This is a genomic window from Polaromonas sp. P1_F1, assembly GCF_056405795.1.
In genome coordinates this window covers 83,065-104,750 of the sequence record NZ_JBFUBJ010000006.1, presented here as the reverse complement: position 1 = coordinate 104,750, position 21,686 = coordinate 83,065, and the positions used below count along the sequence as shown (strand labels likewise).

The 21,686-nt window shown below is 61.3% G+C and carries 25 protein-coding genes and 1 pseudogene; 14 read left to right on the top strand and 12 right to left on the bottom strand.

The features are described from left to right. The first annotated feature begins 185 nt into the window (after positions 1–185). From AC1DZE_RS16710 to AC1DZE_RS16680, 7 genes are all read left to right on the top strand, one after another. Positions 186–1,517, top strand: coding sequence for an MATE family efflux transporter (locus tag AC1DZE_RS16710; RefSeq protein WP_477700378.1), 1,332 nt, complete (start codon positions 186–188; stop codon positions 1,515–1,517). 28 nt (positions 1,518–1,545) lie between these two features. Beyond that, entirely contained in the window at positions 1,546–2,646 is a 1,101-nt protein-coding gene (locus AC1DZE_RS16705; protein ID WP_477674075.1) for an acyltransferase family protein, read from the top strand. Continuing rightward, positions 2,643–3,101, top strand: coding sequence for a putative immunity protein (locus AC1DZE_RS16700; RefSeq protein ID WP_477674076.1), 459 nt, complete (start codon positions 2,643–2,645; stop codon positions 3,099–3,101). Before AC1DZE_RS16705 ends, AC1DZE_RS16700 begins: the two co-directional genes overlap by 4 nt. Before the next feature lie 102 nt (positions 3,102–3,203). Beyond that, positions 3,204–3,872 carry a LysE family transporter gene (locus AC1DZE_RS16695; RefSeq protein WP_477700322.1) on the top strand — a complete coding sequence of 223 codons (669 nt, stop codon included), beginning with the start codon at positions 3,204–3,206 and terminating at the stop codon, positions 3,870–3,872. A 12-nt stretch (positions 3,873–3,884) separates the two neighbouring features. After that, positions 3,885–4,529, top strand: coding sequence for a glutathione S-transferase (locus AC1DZE_RS16690; RefSeq protein WP_477670803.1), 645 nt, complete (start codon positions 3,885–3,887; stop codon positions 4,527–4,529). A gap of 11 nt (positions 4,530–4,540) precedes the next feature. After that, positions 4,541–5,161 (top strand): HAD-IA family hydrolase, encoded by a 621-nt coding sequence (locus AC1DZE_RS16685; RefSeq protein WP_477670804.1) that lies wholly within the window; start codon positions 4,541–4,543, stop codon positions 5,159–5,161. Between the two features lie 78 nt (positions 5,162–5,239). Continuing rightward, a complete protein-coding gene (locus AC1DZE_RS16680) occupies positions 5,240–5,506 on the top strand; it encodes a hypothetical protein (protein WP_477670805.1) in 267 nt (88 codons plus the stop codon). Between the two features lie 217 nt (positions 5,507–5,723). Here the strand turns inward: AC1DZE_RS16680 and AC1DZE_RS16675 are convergent, their stop codons facing one another. The 4 genes from AC1DZE_RS16675 to AC1DZE_RS16660 form a co-directional block, all read right to left on the bottom strand. Continuing rightward, the gene (locus AC1DZE_RS16675) at positions 5,724–6,137 is read right to left on the bottom strand and encodes a DUF4279 domain-containing protein (RefSeq protein ID WP_477700321.1); all 414 of its coding nucleotides are present in this window, start codon (positions 6,135–6,137) and stop codon (positions 5,724–5,726) included. Between the two features lie 105 nt (positions 6,138–6,242). Next, positions 6,243–6,779, bottom strand: coding sequence for a hypothetical protein (locus tag AC1DZE_RS16670; RefSeq protein ID WP_477672983.1), 537 nt, complete (start codon positions 6,777–6,779; stop codon positions 6,243–6,245). Positions 6,780–6,848: 69 nt separating this feature from the next. After that, positions 6,849–7,109: a UBP-type zinc finger domain-containing protein gene (locus AC1DZE_RS16665; protein ID WP_477672984.1), complete on the bottom strand. Its 261-nt coding sequence runs from the start codon at positions 7,107–7,109 to the stop codon at positions 6,849–6,851. A gap of 12 nt (positions 7,110–7,121) precedes the next feature. Further along, the gene (locus tag AC1DZE_RS16660) at positions 7,122–8,858 is read right to left on the bottom strand and encodes an FAD-dependent oxidoreductase (RefSeq protein WP_477689078.1); all 1,737 of its coding nucleotides are present in this window, start codon (positions 8,856–8,858) and stop codon (positions 7,122–7,124) included. Between the two features lie 200 nt (positions 8,859–9,058). Between AC1DZE_RS16660 and AC1DZE_RS16655 the strand changes: the two genes are divergently transcribed. Continuing rightward, positions 9,059–9,853, top strand: a complete 795-nt coding sequence (locus tag AC1DZE_RS16655; protein WP_477672986.1) for an extensin-like domain-containing protein — start codon at positions 9,059–9,061, stop codon at positions 9,851–9,853. 102 nt (positions 9,854–9,955) lie between these two features. Here the strand turns inward: AC1DZE_RS16655 and AC1DZE_RS16650 are convergent, their stop codons facing one another. Both AC1DZE_RS16650 and AC1DZE_RS16645 read right to left on the bottom strand, forming a co-directional pair. After that, a complete protein-coding gene (locus tag AC1DZE_RS16650; RefSeq protein ID WP_477700320.1) occupies positions 9,956–11,104 on the bottom strand; it encodes a DSD1 family PLP-dependent enzyme in 1,149 nt (382 codons plus the stop codon). A 34-nt stretch (positions 11,105–11,138) separates the two neighbouring features. Then, the gene (locus tag AC1DZE_RS16645) at positions 11,139–12,146 is read right to left on the bottom strand and encodes an ornithine cyclodeaminase family protein (RefSeq protein ID WP_477673895.1); all 1,008 of its coding nucleotides are present in this window, start codon (positions 12,144–12,146) and stop codon (positions 11,139–11,141) included. Positions 12,147–12,249: 103 nt separating this feature from the next. Between AC1DZE_RS16645 and AC1DZE_RS16640 the strand changes: the two genes are divergently transcribed. The 4 genes from AC1DZE_RS16640 (at position 12,250) to AC1DZE_RS16625 (ending at position 17,251) form a co-directional block, all read left to right on the top strand. After that, a complete protein-coding gene (locus tag AC1DZE_RS16640) occupies positions 12,250–13,725 on the top strand; it encodes an MFS transporter (RefSeq protein ID WP_477700319.1) in 1,476 nt (491 codons plus the stop codon). 229 nt (positions 13,726–13,954) lie between these two features. Further along, the gene (locus AC1DZE_RS16635; protein WP_477700318.1) at positions 13,955–15,217 is read left to right on the top strand and encodes a DEAD/DEAH box helicase; all 1,263 of its coding nucleotides are present in this window, start codon (positions 13,955–13,957) and stop codon (positions 15,215–15,217) included. 96 nt (positions 15,218–15,313) lie between these two features. Then, positions 15,314–16,186 (top strand): hypothetical protein, encoded by an 873-nt coding sequence (locus AC1DZE_RS16630; RefSeq protein WP_477674047.1) that lies wholly within the window; start codon positions 15,314–15,316, stop codon positions 16,184–16,186. Positions 16,187–16,315: 129 nt separating this feature from the next. Further along, positions 16,316–17,251, top strand: a complete 936-nt coding sequence (locus AC1DZE_RS16625; RefSeq protein WP_477700317.1) for a restriction endonuclease — start codon at positions 16,316–16,318, stop codon at positions 17,249–17,251. A gap of 133 nt (positions 17,252–17,384) precedes the next feature. On the opposite strand, the gene AC1DZE_RS16620 is transcribed toward AC1DZE_RS16625, so the two are convergent. From AC1DZE_RS16620 to AC1DZE_RS16600, 5 genes and pseudogenes are all read right to left on the bottom strand, one after another. Continuing rightward, positions 17,385–17,963, bottom strand: coding sequence for a CcdC protein domain-containing protein (locus AC1DZE_RS16620; RefSeq protein ID WP_477700316.1), 579 nt, complete (start codon positions 17,961–17,963; stop codon positions 17,385–17,387). A 36-nt stretch (positions 17,964–17,999) separates the two neighbouring features. After that, a pseudogene (locus AC1DZE_RS16615) lies at positions 18,000–18,393 on the bottom strand (type II toxin-antitoxin system PemK/MazF family toxin). A gap of 38 nt (positions 18,394–18,431) precedes the next feature. Then, entirely contained in the window at positions 18,432–18,902 is a 471-nt protein-coding gene (locus tag AC1DZE_RS16610; protein WP_477700315.1) for a hypothetical protein, read from the bottom strand. Between the two features lie 27 nt (positions 18,903–18,929). Further along, positions 18,930–19,331: a hypothetical protein gene (locus AC1DZE_RS16605; protein ID WP_477700314.1), complete on the bottom strand. Its 402-nt coding sequence runs from the start codon at positions 19,329–19,331 to the stop codon at positions 18,930–18,932. A gap of 104 nt (positions 19,332–19,435) precedes the next feature. Next, positions 19,436–19,759 carry a DUF6172 family protein gene (locus tag AC1DZE_RS16600; protein ID WP_477670821.1) on the bottom strand — a complete coding sequence of 108 codons (324 nt, stop codon included), beginning with the start codon at positions 19,757–19,759 and terminating at the stop codon, positions 19,436–19,438. Positions 19,760–19,959: 200 nt separating this feature from the next. Here AC1DZE_RS16600 and AC1DZE_RS16595 point away from each other — a divergent pair, with 200 nt between their 5' ends. After that, positions 19,960–20,490 (top strand): hypothetical protein, encoded by a 531-nt coding sequence (locus tag AC1DZE_RS16595; RefSeq protein WP_477671214.1) that lies wholly within the window; start codon positions 19,960–19,962, stop codon positions 20,488–20,490. 19 nt (positions 20,491–20,509) lie between these two features. On the opposite strand, the gene AC1DZE_RS16590 is transcribed toward AC1DZE_RS16595, so the two are convergent. Then, positions 20,510–21,070 carry a helix-turn-helix domain-containing protein gene (locus tag AC1DZE_RS16590; RefSeq protein ID WP_477670822.1) on the bottom strand — a complete coding sequence of 187 codons (561 nt, stop codon included), beginning with the start codon at positions 21,068–21,070 and terminating at the stop codon, positions 20,510–20,512. Positions 21,071–21,162: 92 nt separating this feature from the next. On the opposite strand from AC1DZE_RS16590, the gene AC1DZE_RS16585 reads away from it, so the two are divergent. Then, on the top strand, positions 21,163–21,684 hold the full coding sequence (locus AC1DZE_RS16585; protein ID WP_477674173.1) for an N-acetyltransferase family protein: 522 nt from the start codon (positions 21,163–21,165) through the stop codon (positions 21,682–21,684). The last annotated feature ends 2 nt before the right edge of the window (positions 21,685–21,686 follow it).

Here is a 21,686-nt window from a genome sequence, read left to right as displayed (position 1 = left end):
CGCCGGATCTTTCCGCCCTCGATCACCGGCTTGAAACCGAAATGCATGAGGGCGACGTGCGTGCAGCGGGCGAAATCGCGGCGCCACCGATTTCCGTGGCAGATCCGGTCCCGCCCCTGGCAACACAGCCCGCGGCGGCGAAACCCGCTTCGCACACCCGGCCCGCATTGAACGACGGTGTGCCGATGTGGAAGACCTTTGCCGCCTTCCTCGGCCCCATGCTGCTCAGCAACATCCTGCAGTCGCTGTCGGGCACGCTGAACAACGTGTATGTCGGCCAGATGATCGGCGTCGGCGCACTGGCGGCGGTGTCCAGTTTCTTCCCCATCCTGTTTTTCTTCATTGCCTTCACCATCGGCCTGGGCGCTGGCGCCTCCGTGCTGATTGGCCAGGCCTGGGGAGCGCGCGACACCGGAAAGGTCAAGGCAATTGCGAGAACCACCCTCAGCGTCGGCCTGATTTTTGGCCTGCTCGTCGCGCTGTTCGGCGGCATCTTTACCGGGCCCTTGCTCAGGGCGCTGGGCACACCGGCCGACATCCTGCCCGACGCCACGCTCTATGCCCGCATCATGATGATTGCGGGGCCAGGCCTCTTCGTCTACCTGCTGGCCACCGCCATGCTGCGCGGCGTGGGCGATACGGTCAACCCGCTCTACACGCTGGGCATTTCGACCCTGGTGGGCCTCGCCGTCACACCGGCGCTGATCCGCGGCTGGTTCGGCCTGCCGCAGCTCGGTGTGGCCAGCGGTGCGGTGGCTTCGGTGCTGTCAATGGTGACGGCCACGGCCTGGCTGGCCTTCAGGCTACGCCGCATCCACAGCCCGCTGGCACCTGATGCGGAATTTGTACGCCACATGCGCATCAACGGCAGCATCCTCAAGACCGTGCTCAAGATCGGCGTACCCACCGGCGTGCAGATGATCGTCATCGCGCTGGCTGAAGTCGCCCTGCTCTCGCTGGTCAACAGCTATGGATCCAACGCCACGGCGGCCTACGGCGCCGTCAACCAGGTGGTGGCGTATGTACAGTTCCCGGCGATTTCGATTGCCATCACCGCTTCCATCCTGGGTGCGCAGGCGATCGGCGCGGGCCGCACCGACAAACTGGGCACCATCGTGCGCACCGGTTTGCTGATGAACCTGGCGCTGACCGGCTCACTCGTGCTGCTGGGCTATTTGTTCTCGCGCCACCTGATGGGCTTTTTCATCACCAGCGAACCGGTGATTGAGGTGGCGCAGACGCTGCTGCACATCATGCTGTGGAGCAGCGTCATCTTCGGCATGGCCTCGGTTCTCTCGGGCATCATGCGCGCCAGCGGGTCGGTGCTGGTGCCCACCGGCATCGCCATCTTCTGCATCGCGCTGGTGGAGGTGCCCGTCGCCTGGCTCATGAGCCACCGCATCGGCATCAACGGCATCTGGGTGGCCTATCCGGTCACCTTCATCGCCATGCTGGGTCTGCAGACGGCTTACTACCGGCTGGTCTGGAAGAAGAAGTCGATCAGGCGCCTGGTCTGAGTCCGTCATTTCCTGATTGATCCACACCATGGCACACACGCACCGCAACGCCACCGTCGACATCGCCAGGGGCATCGGAATCATCCTGGTGGTGCTCGGGCACAACAGCCTGGTACTGGAAAACAAGGGCGAGCTTTTCCGGGTGATTTACGCGTTTCACCTGCCGCTGTTCTTTTTCCTCTCCGGCCTGTTCCTGAAAGATTCCGATTCCCTGCGCAAGTTTGCGCTGTCGCGGGCCGACGCGCTTCTCAAGCCCTACTTTGTCGTGCTGGCGCTGGTCGGCATCCTGATGGCGCTTGATTCCGACATGGTTCCCACCGCCGACACAAGCGCCTCTGAGTATTTTTTCGGCGTGTTGTATGCCACCGCACCCACCATTGCGTGGGCACCGCTCTGGTTTTTGCCGCACCTCTTTGTGGCGTCGGTGGTGGCCATGGCCATCCTGCGCGCCACCAGGGCCGTTGAACACCGCGCACGCTGGGTTTTTCTGGCCGCCTCGATGCTGCTGGCCGCGGGCATCCGCTGGATTGGGAGCTTCTGGCAAATCGACACGGCCAGCCTGCATTTCATGGGCCTCGCCCGCTTGCCAGGGCTGCCCTGGAGCCTCGATTTGACCCTCATCAGCTCAGCCTGCCTGCTGTTCGGGTTTCTGCTGCGCGAACAGGTCATGGCCGTGAAATTCAACGCCATCAGGCTGCTTGCCGCGGCCATTGCCTTTGCGGCGCTGCACTACCACTTCAACGAGACCATGGACCTGAACCTGCGCATCTACGGCGAGCCGCTCATTGCGACACTGCAGGCCGCGCTGGGCATTTATATGGTGCTTTGCATCTCTGCACTGCTGGCGCGGTATCCGCGGCTGCAGCGCCCATTGACCTACATCGGCTCCGGCAGCCTGCTCATCCTGGTGTTTCATCCCGTCGCGCAGGGGCGGGCCTTCCTGCTGCTTTCCCGCTTCAGCCACAACGACTACCTCGTTGGAGCGGCAAGCCTGGCTGCGGGTGTCGCATTGCCGCTGCTCCTGCTGGAAATTGCGAAACGCCAGCAATACCTGGCGGCCCTGCTCTTGCCCCGAAAATTCAGTCCGGCAGTCGCGCAAAATACCCGTACCTCGAAACAATTGCCATGAACCACGAGCTCTCGCGCCTGGCGGCCAGCATCCATCTTGATGAACCGGGTCAGGAAGCCCTCCGGCTGGCCTTTGGCCTGGCGTGCGCCGGCCGCGTACAGCATTTGCTGGAAGACCCCAGGGCCGTTGATTGCCTGGCACAGCTTCAGGCTTTCGTCGACGGCAAACTGGAAAGGTCCGCCCTGGCGCAGGCGGCGCAGGAAGTCGCCGCGGTGGCCAACAGCCACAGGGGATCCAATTCCATTGACGGTGCGGCCCACGCAGCCGTCTCTGCCACCTACGCCGTGGCCAATGCGCTGGCTGGCCGGGCCCTGGATGCGGCCGGCTACGCGGCTTATGCCGCCGTCTATGGCTACGGCGGCTACGCGGTCAACGACCCGTCGGCTTTCGAGGGAGAGTTCGCGTGGCAGGTCGAAAAACTCCGGGAACTGGCCCCGACCTTCCCGGTGCGCTGAGGCGGCCGGCATGGCGGCACCAAGTCCGGCGCCCGCACAAGGCCTGCGCGTGTGCCGCATGCGCGGTATAAACGTCAGGTCGTCTCTATTCCCTTCGCGTCCATGACCACGCTTTTCATCTCCGCTTTCCTGCTCGGGCTATTGTTCAACGCCGCCCCCGGTGCCGTTTTTGCCGAAACGGTGCGCCAAGGCGTGCGCGGTGGTTTCCGGCCTGCCCTGGCGGTACAAATCGGCTCACTGGCCGGCGACGCGCTGTGGGCCCTGCTCGGGCTGGTCGGCATCGGGCTGCTGCTTCAACTGGAGTGGATTCGCTGGCCCGTCGGCATCGCCGGGGCGCTGTATCTCTTCTGGCTTGCGCGCGACTCATGGCTTTGTGCCAGCCAGGAATTCACTTTAACGGACCCGGCAACGGCCGAACCCCAAAAGGCCATGCGCGCGGGGGTTCTCCTGTCCATCACCAACCCGCAAAACATTGCCTACTGGGCCGCGCTCGGCAGCGCCTTGGGCGGCGTTGGAATCCATGAACCAACGGCTGCCGACTACGGCATCTTTTTTGTGGGCTTCATGGTGTCGTCGGTGGTATGGGCATTCTTCTGCGCGGCAGTGGTTGACCGGATCTTTCGCCGGGCCGGCACGCGGTGGGCCAAGGTGACCTACAAGCTTTGCGCCGCCGCTTTTCTGGCGCTGGCCATTGGCTCGGTGCGCGACCTCATGGTCCAGTCGCCGCCTCTTCCCCATCAAGACAAATCCGTCGTGACCGGTAAACCCTGAACAGGAACTGCCATGCAACTCATAGGAATGCTCGACTCGCCCTACGTTCGCCGCGTAGCCATTTCCCTGCAACTCCTCGGCCTGCGCTTTGAACACCAATCGGTCTCGGTCTTCAGCACCTTTGAGAAATTCCGGCAGATCAACCCGGTTGTCAAAGCGCCCTCACTTGTGTGTGACGACGGCACGGTGCTCATGGACTCCACCCTGATCATCGACTACGCCGAGGCGCTGGCCGTGCAGCAGGCGCCGCCCAGAAGCCTGATGCCGGCGGCCATTGCCGAACGCCAGCAGGCACTGCGCGTGATTGGCCTGGCCATGGCCGCCTGTGAAAAAAGCGTGCAGATCATCTATGAGCGCAACCTGCGCCCCGCTGAAAAGCTGCACCAGCCCTGGGTGTCTCGTGTGACGGGCCAGTTGCTGGCGGCCTATGGTGAACTGGAATCAGAACTTCGGCGCAAACCGCTGGCGGCGACCAGCGGCACCATGGGCCAGGACGGCGTGACCACGGGCATCACATGGCACTTCACGCAGGCCATGATTCCAGAGGTAGTGAACGCGGCTGACTACCCAGCCCTGTGTGAGTTCTCTGCCCGGGCTGAACAGTTGCCTGAATTCCTGGCTGCGCCGCACAGCGACAAGACCTACAAAAACCCATAAAACCCAGCAACATGCAAACCACCAAAGTCCAGGCACTGCTGTTCGATCTAGGCGGCGTGTTGATCGATGTTGATTTCAACCGCGTGCTTGAGCACTGGCAGCCAATCTCCCGGCTATCGCTCGAAGAGCTGAAAGCCACCTTCAGCGCCGATCTGCCCTACCAGCAGCATGAGCGCGGCGAAATCACGGCGGCGCATTACTTCGCCCATCTGGCCGAGGCCTTGCAGCTTCAAGACAATCCGGCACACATCACCGCAGGCTGGAACGCCATTTTCGGCGACGAGATCACCGAGACGCTCGACCTGGTGCAGGAAGCGCGTAACCATCTCCCGTGCTATGTTTTTTCCAACACCAACGCCACACATCAGGCGGTATGGACCGCGCTTTACCCCCGCCTGGCGCAGTCATTCGAGCGAATTTTTGTGTCGTCCGAGATCGGTTACCGCAAGCCTGAGCGCCGCTCTTTTGAATACGTCGCTGACGCGATGGGCGTTCCGCTCAACGCCATCCTGTTCTTTGACGACCACCCCGACAACGTCGAAGGCGCCAGGGCCGCCGGGCTTCAGGCGGTTCAGGTGCGGGGGCCGGCGGATGTCAGGGTTGCGCTTGAGGGGATAGGTTGCGTGAGGTAAGGTAACGTCTGCCACGGGCCGGCTCTTTGCGCCCTCACAGCAGTAGACTCGCCAGCCATCGGCAGCTACGATGGCTGCATGGCCACCGAATCCGATCCCAACCCTGGCGCCACTCCGGAACTTTCCGAAGAAAAGGTCAATGAGGCCAGGAACGCCTGGTGCCGGGCCTATGTGCATGTATGGGCTGACCTCTCAAAAGGCGTTTACGACAAGGACGCGATTGAAAAAGCAGCCGACGAGCATTGGCAGCGCAGCCCGAAATCAAGCCCGGTGATGGTGGCCTCGACGGAGTTCACCAAGACCACCAAGGCGGCGCCCCCGCCCGCTGCTATTCCGAGCAATTAAAGTCGTAAACATACCGATCTGCATGCGGCTTGGTGAACGCGAAGCAAAGACACCAGCAACCGGTTAGGACTGGTCACGCTGCGGCTGACGGAAATTGGCAGACAGAGAGTATTTTTTTACGGCCTCACGTGAAGATGACCGGACCACAACAACTTGCGGCGAAGCCGCCTTCTGATGTTGTGGGTACGTGTCGATTGTCATGTTAGTCAGTTGGCGATCACGATTGCTCATAAAGCCAGATGCTAAGTGAGACATTCAGTTCGCCAAGTGACGCGAGTACATCAGGCGCGATACAAAGCGACAACGAGCCTTGCTCTGCCCGGCAGTCCAGATAAGGCGAGTAACCCTCACGCCGCAGGCTGCTTAGCGCCGCAGACCTCGGCTGAAGGAGTCCAATCCACTTGGCCAACTGCTGCTCCACCGTGAGATCTTCGCCAGCCTCTGGTAGATCCAGTTTCCACAGACCAACCGGCGACGCGGATCCCGCTCTAACGCCCGTCGTTGTGCACTCACCAAGCCTCACAGCTTCCGATGGATCCAACCCGAGCCGATTTGTCACGACGTCGGGATCAACGTTCTCGCGACAAAAAACCAACTGAGTAATGTTGCTCGAAGGACCAGGTGCGCGCATTTTTTTCTGCTGCCTAACGTAAAAATGACCGGACCATCACCCTTTGCGGCGGAGCCGCCTCCTGCTGTTGTGGGTCCGCGTCGATTGACATGTTATGCAGGGCATTCACAGGCTGCACATCATGGACACAACGATCGAGTGATCAAACTTACTACCAGCAGTGTCGTCAAATGGACTCTCCGATATATCAATCAACACCCGCGTGAGCTTGGGATTGAACCGCTTCATGTACTCGCGAACGCGCTCTGCCCGCGTTCCAATGAGTTGATAATCTCGCCGAGGAAGCGACATAGGGGCAACCGAGTATTCGATGCGTACCCAAGACTTTGCGGCCCAGTCCGGCCCGCACTTCGCCACCATTTCCTCGGCTGCATGGTCGAGCGCCGACCTTTGTTCGTTTGAGATCGAAACAGTCGATTTTTCGAACACCAGTCGCGCTCCCGCAGTTCCCGCAGGGGGCGGTGTGCTGTTCGCCCAAGCATGCGACAGCAGAAATGAGCTCGAGAGGACGATCGCGGAAATGAGCACGACGTCGCGCACTGTATAACGTAATTTATACCGCATATGGGTGCAATATAAGGTGGCAAATCCACCCACAAAACCAGCTTCCATTGCCCGCTCCATATGACCTTCCTGCTCCATTAAATATACCTGTCGCAGCGCTCATTAGAACTCTTGTTTACGACTTTAGCTACGCGAAATAGCTGCACCCTAGCCCACCTGCAGCTCGTGCTCATAACACCACATCCAGCTTTCCCCCGGCTCAAACGACTGGATCACCGCGTGCCCCGTCGCTGCATGGTGTTTACTGGCATGCTGGTTTTTTGAATCGTCGCAACAGCCGATATGACCGCAGTGCACGCACAGCCGTAAATGCATCCAGGTGTCGCCCATCTTCAGGCATTCTTCGCAGCCCCTTGCATTGGGTGAGTGAATCTCGGCAGGAACATGGGTGCAAGGTTTGATACGCATACAAAACTCCAGTCAGGCAGCAACAGCCGTACGTTCCATCGCCGCCAGGTGCTGGTGGATCATGGCCACCACCGCGGCGCCCTCGCCTATTGCACCGCCCACGCGCTTGACAGAGCCGCTGCGCACATCGCCAATGGCAAAAAGGCCCGGAATGTTTGTTTCCAGCGGAGCGGGTTTGTAGTCGGAATGCTTGCAGGTGACGGCCTCCCCCGTACGGACAAAACCGTGTGCATCAATGGCTGCGCCGCAGCTGGTCAGCCAGCTGGTTTCCGGGTCGGCGCCGACAAACAGGAACACGTTGCGCACATCCGCCGCGTGTTCGGTGCCGCTCTTGCGGTTGCGCCAGGTCACACCGGAAAGGCCTGTTCCGCCATTGCCGTCGCCATCATCATCGCCGTGCAGCTTCACCACCTCGGTGTGCGGCAGCAGCTCGATGTTGGGTGCGGCTTCAATGCGGTCTATGAGGTAGCGCGACATGCTGGCGGCCAGGCTGGGGCCGCGCACCAGCATGTTGACCTTGGCCGCATGCTGCGACAAAAACACGGCCGCCTGGCCCGCCGAATTGCCGCCGCCCACCAGCACCACGTCGGTCTGGCTGCACATTTTGGCTTCCAGCGCAGAGGCCCAATACCAGACGCCGCGGCCTTCAAATTCTTCAAGGCGCGGGACTTCGGGGCGGCGGTAGCGGGCGCCGCTGGCCACCACCACGGTCTTGGCGCGCAGCTTGCGGCCGTCAGTCAGCTTCACCTGCAGCTCGCCCTTGATGGCCTTGTGGGCGCAGTCCAGCGACTGGGCCTGCGCGGGGATCAGCATTTCCACACCAAACTTTTGCGCTTGCACGTATGCGCGGCCGGCCAGCGCCTGGCCGGATATGCCGGTAGGGAAACCCAGGTAGTTCTCAATGCGCGCACTGGCGCCGGCCTGCCCGCCGTAAGCACGGCAGTCCAGCACCAGCACATGCAGGCCTTCCGATGCGGCGTACACCGCCGTGGCGAGCCCGGCGGGCCCGGCGCCCACCACGATCACGTCAAACAGCTCGTCGTGTTCTTCCGTGTCGACCATGCCGATGCAGCGCGCCAGCTGGTTTTCGTCGGGGTTCACCAGCACCGAGCCATCCGGGCACACCGCCAGCACGTCACCGGCGGCCACGCCGTATTGCTCCATCAACGCGGCGGCGCCCGCGTCCTGGGCGATGTCCACCACATGGTTGGGCTCGCCGTTGCGGTTCAAAAAGCTTTGCAGACGCACCACACCGGCCGAGTTGGGCTGGCCGATCAGCACCGGGCCGCTGGCGCCGGCCTCGATCAATGCCACGCGCCGCAAAATCAGCGCGCGCACCAGCCGCTCGCCCAGGTCGGCTTCGGCAATGATGAGCGCGCGCAACTGGCCTGGCGGCACCAGCAGGGCTTCGACATCTTCTTCGGCATGGCCGTCGACCAGCGCGTTCTGGCCCGACAGCTGGCCGACCTCAGCCAGAAACTGGCCCGGCCCCTGGTTGACGATGGGCACGACATGGCCGAGGCCGTCGCGCTGGGTGATGGTGACCGACCCCTTGAGCATCACAAACATGCCGGGACCGGGCTCACCGGCGGCAAACAGCCTCTCTCCCTTCTTGAACTGCAACACCTTGCCGAAGCGCTGGATGCGTGCAATTTCAGCGGCGCTGAGCACCGGAAACATCTGGTGGTGCCGGCTGGTGTCAGCGGCCAGCGGGGATTGGGCTGGGGTGTGGGTTGCGTTGTCGGCCATCAAAATACTCCGTTAAGCCTGTTGCCAGCGGCTTGTGCGCGCGGGTTTTGGCATCAGTCAGACGATGCCATTAAACGACGAATTGGATGTCGAATCCTCCTGCAGCAGTCGGGATTTCGGCGCAAGAGAACAAATCCGGCCATCTTGGGCTAGCAGGCCTGTACGCTCATGGCTGCACCCCTCGCTTATCAACGAACACCATGCCCCTTCCCCCAGACTCCGGCCTTCCGCCCGATGAGCCGCCTGACAGGCGGCTGCGCTGGGGCCGCTGGTTATGGCTGGCCGCATGGAGCGGCCTGGTCACGGTGGCGTACGGGGTTTACAGCGGCGCCCTGCAGATTCCCACGCACATCAACCCGTGGGCACCGCTGGAAGTAACGGCACCGCCCAACATGCTGACCTTTTACAAACTGTCACGCGCCCGCAACGACCCGGCGCGCTGCCTGGCCGCGCTGGCAAGCAGCGGCATGCAGTACGACGAATTGCCCGACCGCAGCACAGGCGACGGCTGCGGGTTCAGCAATGCGGTGCGGCTGCGCACGGCGCCCGTACGCATAGGCACGGCCCTGCCGCTCAGTTGCCCCATGGCGCTGTCGTTCTTCATGTGGGAAAGAAATGCGCTGCAGCCGGCGGCGCAGCTGCATTTTGGCCAGCGCGTGGCGGGCATTGACCACCTGGGCAGTTATGCCTGCCGCAACATCAACAGCGGCGAAGGCGCGCCGCCCAATGCACCGGCCCGTTCCCGCAGCCGCCATGCCACTGCCAATGCGCTGGACATTTCCGCCTTCACACTGGCCAGCGGCAAGCGCGTCACGGTGCTGAAACACTGGCCCGACGAAGACGACACCACACCGCCCGGCCCCGAGGCGCTGCTGCTGCGCGACGCCCACAAAGGGGCCTGCAAGTACTTCAAGGGCGTGCTGGGCCCTGACTACAACACCGCGCACAAGGACCATTTCCACCTGGAGACCGGCGGCTACAGCATGTGCAAGTGAGTCAGCTCAAGGAATTCTCAAGAAAAAAAGTCCTGAAGCCCAATAGACGATTGCGCGAGCAGCTATGCTTTTAATAGCATCCGGCCGCATGGAAGCCAGAGGTCACCAGCCGTGCAGGCGGCTCCAGGTTGCCAGTTCACCGTTTTCAGCCAGCGCGTGATATTCCGGATACTGCGCGCCGGTAGCGCAGGCGTGGTTGGGCAAGATGCGCAGCTGTGTGCCGATGGGAAAGCGCGCGGCAATGTCGGTGTCGGGTGCGCCCTCGCGCGACAGGATGCCGTGCTCCTGGTTGGCGCCGCTGAGGACATAGCCCGGCAATACCGTGCCATCCGTACGGCACACCTGGCCGTAGCCGAAGTCATGCTGCTGCTTTTGCGTGCCGCGGTCTCGGCTCATGGCCATCCAGCCAGCGTCCACAATTGCCCAGCCTTTTTCGGGCTGGTGGCCTATCACGGTGGTCAGCACGCTGAGGGCGATGTCGTCTGCCCCGCACACGCCGATGTTGTGCATCACCAGGTCAAAAAACACATACACACCGGCGCGCACTTCCGTGACGCCCTTGAGCTGCGCGGCTGACAGCGCCGTCGGTGTGGAGCCCACGCTGACAACAGCGCACGGAAAGCCCGCGGCGCGCACACGTTCGGCAGCTTCCACACAGGCGGCGCGCTCCTGCTCGGCCATCGCCACCAGCGTTTCGGGGGTGTTGAGGTCATAGCTCGAACCGGCATGCGTCATCACGCCGCCCAGCTGCATACCGCCTTCGTGCAACGTGCGGGCAACGTCCAGCAAGGCGGCCTCGCCGGGTTTGATGCCGGAGCGATGGCCGTCGCTGTCGATTTCTATCCAGACTTCAAACTTTTCACCGTGCTCATGGCCGAATGCGGCAATGGCGGCCGCCGACGCCACACTGTCGGTGATGATTTTCAAATCGCAGCCCTGGCGCCGCAGGGCCAGCGCCTGCGGCAGCTTGGTAGCGACCATGCCCACTGCGTAGAGGATGTCGGTGAAGCCGTCGGCGTGGAATTGCGCGGCCTCCTTGAGTGTGGAGACGGTAATGCCCTGCGCACCCGCGGCCACCTGCGCACGCGCCACTGGTGTGCATTTGCTGGTTTTGACGTGCGGCCGGAAACGCACGCCGAGCACATTCATGCGCTGCTGCATGCGCGCGATGTTGCGCTGCATGCGCGGCAGGTCAATCAGCGCGGCGGGCGTGTCGAGGGTGGCCAGGGGATTGGGCTGGTTGGCAGTCAAGGGAGTCTCCAAAACGGTAAGGGCATCAAACAATTCACCAGGGCCAGGCAATGCTTTGACCCTTGCCGGCAAGGCGCGCGCGCTGCTCCAGCAGGCGGGCGACCGTGAGGTCCTGCAGGGCGATGCCGGTCATGTCGAACAAGGTGATGTCGCCGGCGCCGCGCACAAAGGAAGCCTTGCCCGACAGCACATCGCCGATTTCAGTGCAGGCGGTTTCGGGCGCCCATTGCAGCTCGCCGATGCTGCGCGACTGGGCGGCATCGTCCACAAACACGCGCGCCCTGGCGAGCAAGCCTTCAGGCAGCTCGCGTTTGCCTTTGGTGTCGCTGCCCACCGCATTGATGTGGGTGCCGGGCTGAAGAGCAGCCAGCTCGAACAGCGGGCCCTTGCCGGTGGTGGCCGTGATCACCACATCGCTTTGGGCCACGGCGGCATTCACGTCTGCCGCATGCGAGATGGCGCACTGGCCGGCAAACATCGCTTCAAACGCGGGCTTCGGGCCACCACTGGCCGTGGCGTAAAACACCTGGCGCAACCCGGTCAGCTGGCGAAGGGCAAAGCGCAGTTGCGCCTGCGCCTGCACGCCGGTGCCGAAGACACACGCCGTGCGGCTGTCCTGCCGCGCCAGTTGCAGGCCCAGGCCGCCAGCGGCACCGGTGCGCTCGGTGGTAACGGCGTTGCCGTCAATCAGGCAGGTCGGCCGGCCGGTGGCGGGGTCAAGCAGCATGATGGTGGCCTGGTGGGCATCGGCGCCCCGCGCGAGGTTGCCGGGCCAGAAACCGGCCGCCTTGAAGCCCAGCAGCGACTGCGCGCCCACGTCACCCGACTTGATGCCGAACACGCCACCGGTGGCCAGCCTTTCACGCACCAGGGAGAACACGCGGCCCTCCCCCTGGCTGTGGAGCACAAAGGCTTCGCGCGTGGCCGCAAGGACATCGGCGGGCAGCAGCAGGGACTCGACCGCATGTTTGTCCAGCAGCAGGAGTTGGGCATCAGCCGGCCTGCTTGCCTTTGACGGCAGGGAACTGGCAGGATGGGGCATGGGTGGCTGCGCGAGGTGTGTCGTCATCTGGAAATATTATCTATTGTCAGACAATTTGTCAAATCAACGATTCACCTCCCCATCAGTTATTGCAGGAGACCCCATGCCCGCCAACCCGCACGCCCCTTGTGACGAAGGCATCATCCGCGCCCAGGGTGGCGACTGCGGCAAAACGGCGCACCCCAAGCTGGCGCTGGCGGCCACGGTGCTGGGCTCTTCCATGGCGTTTATCGACGGCTCGGTCGTCAACATCGCCCTGCCCGCCATCCAGCGTGACCTGGCTGGTGACTCGGCCAGCGGGCTGGCCGCCATGCAGTGGGTCATCAACGCCTACCTGCTGGCGCTGGGCTCGCTGGTGCTGGTGGGCGGCTCGCTGGGCGACAGGTTTGGCCGTCGCAAGATTTTCATTCTTGGCATCGCCATTTTCACGGCCGCCTCGGTGGCCTGCGGCCTGGCGCCCGGCCCGCTCGCGTTGATTGCGGTACGCGCCGTGCAGGGTGTAGGCGCGGCGCTGCTGGTGCCGGCCAGCCTGGCCATCATCGGGAATGTGTTTGAGGGCGAAGCGCGCGGCAAGGCGATTGGCACCTGGGCCGCGTGGGCGGCCATCACCGGCGCGGCAGGGCCGGTGCTGGGCGGCTGGCTGGTCGATGCCGTGTCGTGGCGGTCCATCTTCTTTTTGAACGTGCCCATGGCAGTGGCCACCGTGTGGCTGGCGCTGTATGCCGTGCCTGACAGCCGCGACCCCGAGGCGCCGCAGCAGCTCGACTGGCTGGGCGTGCTGCTGGTGGCCGGCGGCCTGGGCGCGCTGACGTACGGCCTCACGCTGGCGCCCGAGCGCGGCTGGCAGGCCATCAGCGTGCTGGGCCCGTTTGCAGCGGGCGTAGCCCTGTTGGTGGCGTTTGTCTACGCGCAGGCGCGCACGCGTGCGCCCATGATGCCGCTGGGCCTTTTCAAGTCGCGCGACTTTGTGGGCACCAATTTGCTGACGCTGCTCTTGTACTTTGCGCTCAGTGGTGCGCTGTTCTTTTTGCCTTTTGTGCTGATTGGTGCCTTTAAATACTCCGCCACGGCTGCAGGCGCCACGCTGCTGCCGCTATCGCTGCTGCTGGGTTTCCTGTCGCCCGCTACCGCCAAATTCACAGAACGCTTCGGCGCGCGGCGCATGCTGATGGCCGGGCCAGCGGTGGCCGCTGCGGGCTTTGCACTGCTGGCCTTGCCCGGCGTGGGCTGGTCTTACTGGGCCGGTTTCTTTCCGGCCATGGTGGTGCTGGGCCTGGGCATGACGATTGCCGTGGCTCCGCTCACCACCACGGTGATGAACGCCGTGCCTTCTACCCACGCGGGCATTGCCTCCGGCATCAACAACGCCGTGGCGCGCGTGGCCGGCCTGCTGGCTGTGGCGGTGCTGGGCGTGGTGTTTGCCGCCAGCCTGGGCGGGCCGCTGCAGGCGGCTTCACCCGAGGTGCTGGTGGCCGCGTTTCGCTGGGTGGTGCTGGGCTGCGTGCTGTGCGCGCTGGGGGCATCGGCCTGTGCGCTGCTGTTTCTGGCGCCTGCGCAGCAATCAAGGCCAAGTTCTTAAGCAAATAGTGGCTGCAGCCCAATAAGAACGTGCGCGAGCAGCTATATTTTTCATAGCAGCCTCGTGGGGCAGGTAGATGCACAAGGCAATGCAGCCACCACCCACCCGCCAAATACAGCCTTGAAGAAGGCCCGAGGCTTAAACTTGGGGCTTCAGACGGCAGCGCACCGCCTCACCGCACGCACCCTGCGCGCGGCCCTCCCCTTCTTCTCTCCTTCACACTTTCCCCATGCCCTTTAGCTCACTCGGTTTTACGCCCTCGCTTTTGCCGCTGCTGCTGCGCGCCCTGGAGGAAAAAGGCTACACCGCGCCCACCCCCATCCAGTCCGCCGCCATTCCGGCCATTCTTGAAGGGCGCGACGTGCTCGGCTCGGCCCAGACGGGTTCGGGCAAGACGGCGGCTTTTTCGCTGCCGCTGCTGCAGCAGCTAGCCAACTCACAAACCTCAGCTACCGGTCAGCATCGGCCCGTGCGCGCCCTCATCCTCGTGCCCACACGCGAGCTGGCCGCGCAGGTCGGTGAGGCCATCGTCAGCTTTGCCAAATACCTGCCCAAACGGATCAAAGTGGCCATCGTGTTTGGTGGCGTGTCGATCAACCCACAGATGATGAATTTGCGCGGCGGCGCCGACATCGTCGTCGCAACACCCGGCCGCCTGCTCGATCTGATTGACCACAATGCCTTGACGCTGGGCAACACCGGCACCCTGGTGCTCGACGAAGCCGACCGGCTGCTGGACCTGGGCTTTGGCGAAGAGCTGAACCGCATCCTCGCCCTGCTGCCGGCCAAACGCCAGACATTGTTTTTTTCAGCCACCTTCCCGCCCGCAATTGAAGCGCTGGCGGCCAGCCTGCTGCACAACCCGCAGCGCATCGAGGTAGAGGCTGTGGTGCAAGCCGTGCCCGACATCACCCAACGCGCGATTGAAGTCGACGCCCCCCGCCGCACCCAGCTGCTGCGCCACCTGGTGCAGACCGAAAAATGGGAACGCGTGCTGGTCTTCGTCGCCACCAAACACGCCGCCGAGATCGTGGCCGACAAACTGCGAAAAGTAGACATAGAAGCCGAACCCTTCCACGGCGAACTCAGCCAGGGCAAACGCACCCAGGTGCTGCAGGACTTCAAGATCAAGGCCGTGCAGGTGGTGGTGGCCACAGATGTCGCCGCACGCGGCATCGACATTGCGCAGATGCCCGTGGTGGTGAACTACGACTTGCCGCGCTCAGTGACGGACTACACCCACCGCATAGGCCGTACCGGCCGCGCCGGCGAATCGGGTATTGCCGTGAGTTTTGTGAGCGCGGCGACCGAGGCTCACTTTAAGCTGATCGAAAAGCGCCTGGGCATTAAGGTGGCGCGTGAGCAGGTCGTGGGGTTTGAGCCGGTGGAGGTGGCGGCGGTGAATCCGGCAGACCCTGCGGGGACCGGCGGGGTCAAGGGGAAGCGGCCTAGCAAGAAGGATAAGTTGCGGGCTGCGGCGGCCGAAAAATAACATTCAGAGTGCCTCTTTTTGAAAGAGGACACATTTGAATCTTTCACTTCCGAACTTGTAGCCAAAATAGCTCATGAACCAACATATCGGCCTTGTATGACGCTGGTAGTAGCGCGACGAAGTGAGGGTCGCATCTACATGGTCGGCGACACGAAATTCACGCCGGACATCGCAGACGGTCGGGTTGGGCAAAAAAATTTCATCGGCGGACTGAAAATTGTTTTGCTTCATCCTGGTGTCACCATCGCATTCGCCCACGACATCGGGAGTGCCAAGAAGGCAATTGAGGGTATCCACACGCGCGGAGTTGACCTTTTTAACAAAACCGCCGTCCTTAACTACCTCCTGGATCACCACCGGCGCTCACTGCAACGGGACGACGATACGATGGTAGAGTTCATCGCCGCATTTGAACTGGACACCCGGGACTCGGAGCTTTTCACGGTCAAGCATGGAGAAATCATGTGCGTGGATGCCGGGTACGTTGGAAGCAACGTCGCATACAACAACTTTCTGCATCACGAGCATCAACTTGCCATCACGGTGCCAACGTTCCCACCCCTCGTTGTTGCGATGCAGGCACTTGATGCAGTGATCCGCAGCCCAGACTCAGCACTCCAAATCGTGGATGGATTCACGGTCGCACTGCGGCACAGCGAGAACGATGGTTTTATTTATGTTCAACGACTCACGATCGAAGGACGACCAACACCCGTCCAACCCGGTCCCATGGCGCCTGTGACTTTCGGTGGTGCGCCAGCAGGCGCGAACGAATGGGCCATCGGCTCGTCACCGGGAGATAGATTCGGTGTTCTCACAGCCTACTGCCACACAGGATCCTTCGGCGTCATTTACTGTCCAGCGCTTGATTTCACTCCCCGAATCGTTAGAAATTGCACCGCTATGGACCTCGCTGCTGAATCGTTGCTCGAGGTCAACCAGATCAAAACAATCCTCGATCGACATTGACGTTCACATTGACGATTGCCGTACGCTCAGATTAGGTCACTAGCGAATGTCTGCTTGAGATCGAAGCAAACGTCATCCTGCGTTACGCGACGGAAAGTACACTGAGTCTCCTTACTCAGGAGGGCGGACATGCGCAACGATGGGAGATCTCTGGAGAAACTAGTCGAATTCGTCGAACAATCCCTTGCTCAAGACGGATTTGATGTACAGGTGAACAAGAAATTGTTCGATGAACGCGGTGCACAACTTGCCGAGTTCGATGTTGTCGTCAAAGGGAAATTCGGCAGCACCAATATTTCCTGGCTAATCGAGTGCCGAAATCGACCTAGCGCAGGTGCAGCGCCAAGTGAGTGGGTGCAGCAACTGGCGGGTCGGCAGGCGCTCTTCAATTTCAATAAAATCACAGCTGTCTCGACCACAGGTTTCTCACCCGCTGCGATCGAGGCGGCTAAGAAACTCGACGTTGAACTACGCGAGGTTACCGCTACAACGGCCACCGATCTCCTCTCTTGGCTGCGCACCAGCGAGGTCGAACTTGTTCAGAACAACGTCAGGCTTGGTGACATTGCAATTGTCCTCGACAATAGCGAAATCAACCCCGAGATACGTACGGCAGTGGATGAAATATTCGCGACCTCGAAAGCGCGAAAAAACACAGTTCTCGTCAACTCCGTGACGGGAGAGCGCGGTAGCGTGATTAAGGCCTTTCGGGAAGCGCTTGAAGTGGCAGGTGCCTTCAATGCTCTGGAGCCGAATGGCCCATCGATACCCGTTGAAATGGAGGTTTCTTACGAGAGTCCTACTGACAAGCTATTGCTTCAGACTCCGGCCGGGAATATTCGAATCAAACGCATCAAGTATTCGGGGCACATTGAAGCGGCGCTCACTAGACACCCGATCGAGGGCCATTCAGAATATCGTGAAGTAGGAAAGCCTGATGCAATAGCACAGACAGCACACTCTCACGTTCCTCTTCCCACGGGAGAAATTGTGACCTTTGAATTTAAAAAATTGAATGAAAAGGACGAAATCCACGTGAACTGGAATGTCTCGGAGAGAAGTTGAGGCGGCAAACCTCACCCTCCTCAAGTCGATCACGAACACGCTTTCGATAGCACGGTGGTCTGGGATTTCAAGGGACGAATTGCGACGACTCTTAAAAGTGATGTCCGGGTCAATCTACCAAGTTAGCGAAGTCTTAAGCCTCTCGCCCCAACGCCTCACGCTCCCTCTTGGCCCGCAGAACACGAAATCGCCAACGCACAAGACCGATCGCGTAGCTGATGTAATACCCCGCAAGCAGCCCAAAGACAGCGAGCGTAAGCGGACTGCGGGCGAAGTCGCCCATTCCGTGCTGCACCGTCGGCTCTGCGGTGTAGATCTCGAACAGACGATAGGCGATACGCCCGACGAACAGCAGTGAAAGCGCAATGCCCAGATGGGCATTGGGCGTATAGAACAGGCCTTGGGGTGTGGGTTCAAAGCGCGTCTTGCTCAACCCGAAGACACCGAGCAACGCGCCGAGGCCCAGGCCACCGGCGAGCCACCAAAGCCGTTCGGGATGCTCACGGGCGGCGAAGCCAAGCAAAACAAGCAGGACGGGAAAGATGGCCAAAGTTACCCAAGGGCGGATCCTCGACAGGCGCTGACGCCCGACCATGCGGCGAAAGCGCGCGTAAACACGCCACGCGACCAACGGAAGAAGCACAAGCAGTGTGATGGTGGAAGAACTCGGCGCTTGCATGGTGTTGGCCTTCAGGTAGCGAACAATGGGCACAGACGACAGAAATTGCCTGACACGGTGCTCCCGGGACTATCGATGGAGAAACGATGCCTGCAGAAACCGCATTCCCGCCAGTATCTGCTGAACCCGCTCACCTGACAGCGTCCCGATGTGCGCACCCAAGCGTGTTTTGTACACGGAAGACACCTGCGACACAACCACCACGCTTTGCTTCTCGAGATTCCCCTCACCAGGCTCCAGCAGGACATTGCCGGGCTCCGCAGCGCGGTTCAGATTGGAGGTCAACACAGACAACAACGGTGCTGATGCGGGAGCGGTTGAACAGGTCGTCTTGCACAACGACATGGGGATGCGGGGAGCCCGGGATGGAGCCGCGTGAGGGGTCCGCTTCAATCCAGAACACATCGCCCTGCTTGATGGTGTCGGGGAAAGGGCCTTGTGGGGCTTCTGGGTCTCTGTCCATGAGTTGTCTATAGCAATAGGCAGCCCGGCGAAAGGGCTTTAGAAAACACCTGCCTGACCTTTGTCAAACGCGGCTCGCCACTCCCTGTAACCCGCCAGTTCGCTTTCTGTCACTGCTGCATGTCCGATGCGGGTTTGACCTGCTGCCGCTCCTGGCGAGCGATTTGGCGCATGTCCGAGCTGAACGGTCCATTTCCCGTTTACCGCTGCCGCTCGGGCCTCTTCGATCGTCTTGAATTCCGCCGCCCCATAAGAGCAACCGATAACAAGGAGGAAGTCATCTTCGGTGGCCGCAAAAGACTTTCCCTGTATGTTGATGGATTCACCCTTCTTCAATGCAACGCGATCAATCTTCAAAACCTTGTTTACTGAAAATTTTCCATCGCCCCGCTGGCTTGCCAGAAGATCACCTTCTTCAAAGGGAAAGGTCTTGTAGTCGGGTGGAAAGAAATTTCCGGCGTGAAGGTTCATGGAGAGCGACATCAGAATTAATGCTAAGAGTTTGTGCATGCACTATTGCCCTACGGGTTGACGTCCCTAGGGTTGAGCGCTTTTAGGCACATCGGGCTTGGGCACATCCTTCACCCGCACATAGTATTCACGAAGATGAAGACTCTCCGAGTTGTCTTCGCCGCCTGCATAAATCCACAGCATGTCTGGGCTTATGAAGTTATAGACAACGATGGCGTCCCTGCCAGTCACTGGCGCAACGGTTTTGACGGCAACCGAATCCGAAGCAACGCCCAGGACACGGTAGGGATGGGTTTCGCGAAAACCTGTCAGTGGCCTCTTTCGGCCCTCCTGCGTTTTCGTCTCCAGATCCGGCAGTTCGGAAGTCATGGCATCTGCCGTAAAGGTCAGGGTCATATGACCCATCAGCTGCGAAAGAAACAGGGCCGTCTTGCTGTCAAGCTTTGCGCGCTCGTTATTGAAGCGCATGCTGATTTCGGAGTCAGACCTCCACTGGCCGACAAGATTCGGGTCCGCATACGCTGACGCGGCAACTGCGGCCATCAGCAGGAGCACAAAGAGTCTGCGCATGCTTATTCGACGTCGGCGAAATCGTCGTCACCCTCATTGCGCGCACGGGGCACCTTGACACCGCCCTTGGCCACCACTTCCACATAGAACTGCGGCGCGCCGTCTTTCACGATCTCGTCAATCGACTTGATGAGGTCTGCCACCGGCACCTCCGAAGCAGCGGCATCACTCGCGCCAGACTTGCAGTCAAAGTCCCAGTAGTCCACGCCCTTGGGCAAGGCTTTGGCGCGTTCGCGTTTGAGGTATTTGCGAATGTCGTGTTTGGCGGCATCGAGCAGGCGGTCGCGGTTTTTGCCTTCGATATTGAGTTGGTAGGTTTTTTTCATGAGTACTTCTGGTCTAAGGAGCGGCGCATTGCGGCCACGGTGTACTACCGATTATCGGGCCGTGGCCGCGCAAGCCGAAAAGTCATGGGCAAAAGCGGCGTCACCAGCAACAATCTGCGCGGCACGGCGTTTGCATGGGTACCCATGTCAGCTTGTTCAACCCCACGTCCCTCACCTGGCAGGGGCACAAGGAGATTCCGATGATCTATGGTTTGACCTACCTCGGTGTGATCCACACCGCCATCAGCCTGGTGGCCGTTGCGGCTGCCGTGATCGCCTTCTTTCGCGACAAGGAAATCATTGCCGCGTCCACACTGGGCAAGGTCTATATCTGGACCACGGTGCTCACCTGCCTCACGGGCTTTGGCATCTTCCAGCATGGCGGTTTCGGCAAACCGCATGCGCTGGGCATCATCACCTTGCTGGTGCTGGGCATTGCCTGGGTGGCGGGCACCACCAAGGTGCTGGGCCGTGCCTCGCCGTATGTGGAGACGCTGGGCTATTCGATGACCTTTTTATTCCACATGATTCCGGCCATCACCGAGACTTCGACGCGCCTGCCATTGGGTGCGCCACTGCTGCCCAACGCCGATGCGCCCGAACTCAAGGCCGCCACGGGTGTGCTTTTGCTGCTGTACATCATTGGGGCGGCGCTGCAGGTGCGGCGCATACGCGCGCGCCATGCGGCGCTTGACGTCGCGGCTGTGCCGGGGTCTGCTGCTGCCAGTTAATGGGTAAGGGGCGACAAATTCAGCCGGGCCAGACGACCAGCAAATAGCGGCAGGCGCTGCGCCCCAGGGTTTTAAAGGCCACGGGGCGGTCAACGCCGAAGTCCAGGCAGTCGCCGGGCTCAAGCTTGAAAACTTCGTCGCCATATTCCACGCGCAAGCCGCCTTCGACCAGCCAGAGGCGCTGCCGATACGGCTGGCCGCTCCATCGCGGGTAAGCCACCCTGGCCGACCGCGGCAGCTCGACTTCCACCATCTCGACGCCCTGGTCGGGCCCGCGCTCTGCCACCTGGCGCCGCAGGTAGCCGGCTTCCGGGTCGCGCCACACCGCCTGCCCTGCCTTCTTCCGCAGCCTGCGGCCTGCCTCTTCTTCCTTGTCTTCGGTGAGCAGCTGCGCCAGCGGCACACCCAGGCCGGCTGCGAGCCGGCCGAGGATCATGGCGGTCGGGCTGCTTTCGACGCGCTCCACCCTGGAGATCATGGCTTTGCTGACGCCCGACACCTCGGCCAGTTGCGCCAGGCTCAGGCCCTGGGCCTGGCGCAATGCCAGCAGCCGCGACGCGATCAGGGCATCAATCGTCATGGGGTGTCCTTCAGAAAAAGCATTCGTCTATCATAAGGGACAAATAATCTCTTATAGTAGACAAATCATTCTCCCTTTCAAAAGGAATCCCCATGCACCTCGTCGAATGCACCGAAGAGCGCCATGCCGGCCAGATCCTGGCCATTTTTAACGAGGCGATCGTCAACTCGACGGCGCTGTACGACTACAAACCACGCGCACCCGAAAGCATGGTGACCTGGTTTGCCACCAAACGTGCCAACGGTTTTCCGGTAGTCGGGATGGAAGACGACAGCGGCAAGCTGCTGGGTTTTGCGAGCTACGGCACCTTCCGCGCATTTCCGGCGTACAAGTACACGGTCGAGCATTCGGTCTATGTGGAGAAAGACAGCCGCGGCCTGGGCCTGGGGCGCAAGCTGCTGGAGGCGATTGTGGCCAGGGCTGAAGTGCAAGGCATGCACGTTCTGGTCGGCGCGATTGACCTGGACAACGCTGTGAGCATTGCACTTCACAAGCGCCTGGGCTTTGAGCACAGCGGCACGATCAAACAGGCGGCTTTCAAGTTTGGCCGCTGGCTGGACCTGGCGTTTTTGCAGAAGACGCTGGCGACGCCGCTGCAACCGGTGGACGGTTAGGT

Bases quoted from the DNA above. Each gene is read 5' to 3' on its own strand.
- AC1DZE_RS16710 (WP_477700378.1), top strand. From the start codon at position 186: ATGTGGAAGACCTTTGCCGCCTTCCTCGGCCCCATGCTGCTCAGCAAC.
- AC1DZE_RS16705 (WP_477674075.1), top strand. From the start codon at position 1,546: ATGGCACACACGCACCGCAACGCCACCGTCGACATCGCCAGGGGCATC.
- AC1DZE_RS16700 (WP_477674076.1), top strand. From the start codon at position 2,643: ATGAACCACGAGCTCTCGCGCCTGGCGGCCAGCATCCATCTTGATGAA.
- AC1DZE_RS16695 (WP_477700322.1), top strand. From the start codon at position 3,204: ATGACCACGCTTTTCATCTCCGCTTTCCTGCTCGGGCTATTGTTCAAC.
- AC1DZE_RS16690 (WP_477670803.1), top strand. From the start codon at position 3,885: ATGCAACTCATAGGAATGCTCGACTCGCCCTACGTTCGCCGCGTAGCC.
- AC1DZE_RS16685 (WP_477670804.1), top strand. From the start codon at position 4,541: ATGCAAACCACCAAAGTCCAGGCACTGCTGTTCGATCTAGGCGGCGTG.
- AC1DZE_RS16680 (WP_477670805.1), top strand. From the start codon at position 5,240: ATGGCCACCGAATCCGATCCCAACCCTGGCGCCACTCCGGAACTTTCC.
- AC1DZE_RS16675 (WP_477700321.1), bottom strand. From the start codon at position 6,137: ATGCGCGCACCTGGTCCTTCGAGCAACATTACTCAGTTGGTTTTTTGT.
- AC1DZE_RS16670 (WP_477672983.1), bottom strand. From the start codon at position 6,779: ATGGAGCAGGAAGGTCATATGGAGCGGGCAATGGAAGCTGGTTTTGTG.
- AC1DZE_RS16665 (WP_477672984.1), bottom strand. From the start codon at position 7,109: ATGCGTATCAAACCTTGCACCCATGTTCCTGCCGAGATTCACTCACCC.
- AC1DZE_RS16660 (WP_477689078.1), bottom strand. From the start codon at position 8,858: ATGGCCGACAACGCAACCCACACCCCAGCCCAATCCCCGCTGGCCGCT.
- AC1DZE_RS16655 (WP_477672986.1), top strand. From the start codon at position 9,059: ATGCCCCTTCCCCCAGACTCCGGCCTTCCGCCCGATGAGCCGCCTGAC.
- AC1DZE_RS16645 (WP_477673895.1), bottom strand. From the start codon at position 12,146: ATGCCCCATCCTGCCAGTTCCCTGCCGTCAAAGGCAAGCAGGCCGGCT.
- AC1DZE_RS16640 (WP_477700319.1), top strand. From the start codon at position 12,250: ATGCCCGCCAACCCGCACGCCCCTTGTGACGAAGGCATCATCCGCGCC.
- AC1DZE_RS16635 (WP_477700318.1), top strand. From the start codon at position 13,955: ATGCCCTTTAGCTCACTCGGTTTTACGCCCTCGCTTTTGCCGCTGCTG.
- AC1DZE_RS16630 (WP_477674047.1), top strand. From the start codon at position 15,314: ATGACGCTGGTAGTAGCGCGACGAAGTGAGGGTCGCATCTACATGGTC.
- AC1DZE_RS16625 (WP_477700317.1), top strand. From the start codon at position 16,316: ATGCGCAACGATGGGAGATCTCTGGAGAAACTAGTCGAATTCGTCGAA.
- AC1DZE_RS16610 (WP_477700315.1), bottom strand. From the start codon at position 18,902: ATGCACAAACTCTTAGCATTAATTCTGATGTCGCTCTCCATGAACCTT.
- AC1DZE_RS16605 (WP_477700314.1), bottom strand. From the start codon at position 19,331: ATGCGCTTCAATAACGAGCGCGCAAAGCTTGACAGCAAGACGGCCCTG.
- AC1DZE_RS16600 (WP_477670821.1), bottom strand. From the start codon at position 19,759: ATGAAAAAAACCTACCAACTCAATATCGAAGGCAAAAACCGCGACCGC.
- AC1DZE_RS16595 (WP_477671214.1), top strand. From the start codon at position 19,960: ATGATCTATGGTTTGACCTACCTCGGTGTGATCCACACCGCCATCAGC.
- AC1DZE_RS16590 (WP_477670822.1), bottom strand. From the start codon at position 21,070: ATGACGATTGATGCCCTGATCGCGTCGCGGCTGCTGGCATTGCGCCAG.
- AC1DZE_RS16585 (WP_477674173.1), top strand. From the start codon at position 21,163: ATGCACCTCGTCGAATGCACCGAAGAGCGCCATGCCGGCCAGATCCTG.